This window comes from Actinomadura darangshiensis, from assembly GCF_004349235.1.
Lineage (GTDB): Bacteria > Actinomycetota > Actinomycetes > Streptosporangiales > Streptosporangiaceae > Spirillospora > Spirillospora darangshiensis.
In genome coordinates this window covers 1-2,577 of record NZ_SMKY01000553.1, presented here as the reverse complement: position 1 = coordinate 2,577, position 2,577 = coordinate 1, and the positions used below count along the sequence as shown (strand labels likewise).

Genomic DNA, 2,577 nt, shown 5'->3' with positions numbered 1-2,577 from the left:
GGTTCAGGCGACGTGATTGTGGTGATCAACCCGTCTACCAGGGGTCTCTCTACGTCAGGCCACCAACCGACGCATTGCGATCATGCTGTGACCAGCGGACTGCCGCCACAGGGATGAAATGGGTTCACTATTGAGGCGGCGTTCGGCGCGGTCCCGCGTGAAGCGTTCGTCCCTGACCTGGTCTGGGTCCGTGGTGACGACGGCTGGGCCGTTCCCCTGCGCCGTCAGGACGACCCGGACCGCTGGGCTGCCCTCGTGCACTCAGACGACGCGGTGACGACTCAGATGGATGACGGGACCGCCGACAAGGGCGTCTGGCCCACGAGCTCGTGCTCGGCTCCGCATGTCGTGCGGGAGATGCTGGAGCTGCTGGATCTTGGGCCCGGTCGGCGAGTCATGGAGATCGGGACGGGCACCGGCTGGAATGCCGCGTTGATGGCGGAGATCGTCGGGCCGGAGAACGTGACCACGATCGAGATCGACCCGGCGGTGGCCGAACAGGCAAGGGCGAACCTGGCCGGGGCCGGTTGTCCAGTCCAGGTCATCACCGGAGACGGCGAGGGCGGAAGTTCGGCAGGCAGTCCGTATGACCGAGTGATCGCCACGGCCGCCGTGGCAGTGCTGCCGTACGCGTGGGTGCGGCAGACACGGCCGGGCGGGCTCCTTCTGGTCCCGTGGGCTCCGACGTTCCACCCTGACGGCCCGATCGCCCGGATCACCGTGGGGGACGGGGGAGAGGCAGAAGGCCGGTTCGTGGCCCCCTCCTGGTTCATGCCGCTACGCGGTCAACGGATCTCCCAACCCGACCGCAACGCTCACAAGAAGCGGTGGACCGACGCTGGTGAGCCTGCCATTGACCGGTTCGGGATCACCGTGACGCCGACTGGCCAAACGATCTGGCTCGACTCCCCGGACACCCCGATCACCCCCGCCTGACCCAACCTGCGGGACAGCCGGTCCCTGACGGACAAACTCAACGCCCCCCGGCCATTGCTGGCACACCCTGCCCCCTTCGGCTCACGAACCGTCGAAAGGCCGCAACCCTCACCGACCGCCAGCGCTGCGTTCGAGTCAGCGCCCACCATCACCGCGCCCGTCCCCGATGGCCGCCGGGCGGAGCCGTCCTTGCGTAGGCGGTCACGCGTCCGCGTCGCTGGCCGTCCCCTCGTCGCCTGTGGCCGCGCGACAGACCTGATCAGTTGTCGTAGTGGACGGGATGTTTCACCTGATAGGCGGTGATGCGGCGCCGCATTGCCACATCTCGCCGGCTGCCCGTCGGACATCCGACGATGCCGCAGGTTGCGATGCGGGCATCAAGACCGCCCACAGGTGCGCCCGCGACAGTTGGGCGATTGGTTGTCGGTAATGTGACTACTTGTCAAGGCTTGTCGCTAAAGGTCGTATATGTGAAACTTCCTGTCGGTGTCAGCGATCGGAAGCGGGTTCATATGATGTCCAGACCATGGGAAGCCGATCACAGCGCTGGATTCCAGCGGCGGCTGGGTAAGACGGCCGCGGAGGTGGGGGACAGCCGCACGACGCAGGACTGCCCCGAGATCTGGGAGCTGGACAACGGCGACATCGCGATCATCGGACGCGATGCCACCGGTGCGTACGGCGATCGGCTCCCGCCGGGCGTGAGCATCGGCTCCGACGAACGCCTCGTGGTCATCTCCGGCCGCATGCTCGCGGCGGCCAAGCCGGATATCCGGGACGCTTGACCAGGAATCCGGGTGGCGCACCGGAACGCGCGGCCTCCCACGGAAACTGAAGAGCCGATCACGCGGGCGCTTGCCGCAACAAGCCGCCAGGCTTGAACATCCGGTGCGTCCGCGTGGTCGTGCAACCGTGCTCGTCCAGGGAGATCTCTACGCATTGCGGATGCTCCGAGCTGGGGGTGCAGCCAGTCGGCGAGTCGGGCCGCCGCGATCGAACCGTCCACCTGTTCATCGGAAGGGGCGCCCGATTGTTTGCATCCACCGGGAAACACTTCGCCGTCCTCGCTGACCGGATTATCTTCGCCGTGTGCCTACCCTCCGTGTTCGCCTGAAAGCAGTCAGTCTCAGTCTCCTCGCCCTTCTGGCCAGCGTCATCGGTGTTTCGTTCTGGGCCTTGCGCACGTCCGGCGAGTCCGCCAACCGTTGGGAGCAACTGAGCTTCGGCGCAGCAACGGCCGTCGTGACCGCCGTCGCGCTGGCGGGCATCATCGCCACGCTCGTCCTCCAGGCGCGGGAGACGAAGATCTCGCGTGAGGAGGCGCGGCGTATCGCGATCGCCGAGCTGCTCAAGATGGCCATGGACGATCCAGACCTCGACGCGGCGTGGGGCCCGGTACCGGCGGGCGAAGACCGCAAGGCCCGCCGGCAGCTCATGTACATCAACATGATCATCTCGGAATGGCAGATGTCGTTCGAGACGAAGGCGACGCCCGAGACGCGGCTGCGCGCCATCTCCCGCGAGATGTTCAGCGCCCACCCTGGACGCGCCTACTGGCGCGAAGCACGCCAAGTCCGCATGAGCACCTCGGAGACCAAACGCGCCCGCCGCTTCCACCAGATCCTCGACGAGGAGTACAAC

3 protein-coding genes are annotated in these 2,577 nt (G+C 66.7%); all 3 read left to right on the top strand.

Going from position 1 to position 2,577, the window contains the following annotated elements:
- The first annotated feature begins 285 nt into the window (after nucleotides 1-285).
- The gene (locus tag E1293_RS46260; RefSeq protein ID WP_279473371.1) at nucleotides 286-936 is read left to right on the top strand and encodes a protein-L-isoaspartate O-methyltransferase family protein; all 651 of its coding nucleotides are present in this window, start codon (nucleotides 286-288) and stop codon (nucleotides 934-936) included.
- 515 nt (nucleotides 937-1,451) lie between these two features.
- Entirely contained in the window at nucleotides 1,452-1,721 is a 270-nt protein-coding gene (locus tag E1293_RS46255) for a hypothetical protein (RefSeq protein ID WP_132206407.1), read from the top strand.
- A 391-nt stretch (nucleotides 1,722-2,112) separates the two neighbouring features.
- The coding region (locus E1293_RS46250) for a DUF6082 family protein (protein ID WP_243717563.1) at nucleotides 2,113-2,577 on the top strand (465 nt) is incomplete at its 3' end.

Coding starts and splice junctions, on each gene's coding strand:
- E1293_RS46260 (WP_279473371.1), top strand. CDS start 286: ATGGATGACGGGACCGCCGACAAGGGCGTCTGGCCCACGAGCTCGTGC.
- E1293_RS46255 (WP_132206407.1), top strand. CDS start 1,452: ATGTCCAGACCATGGGAAGCCGATCACAGCGCTGGATTCCAGCGGCGG.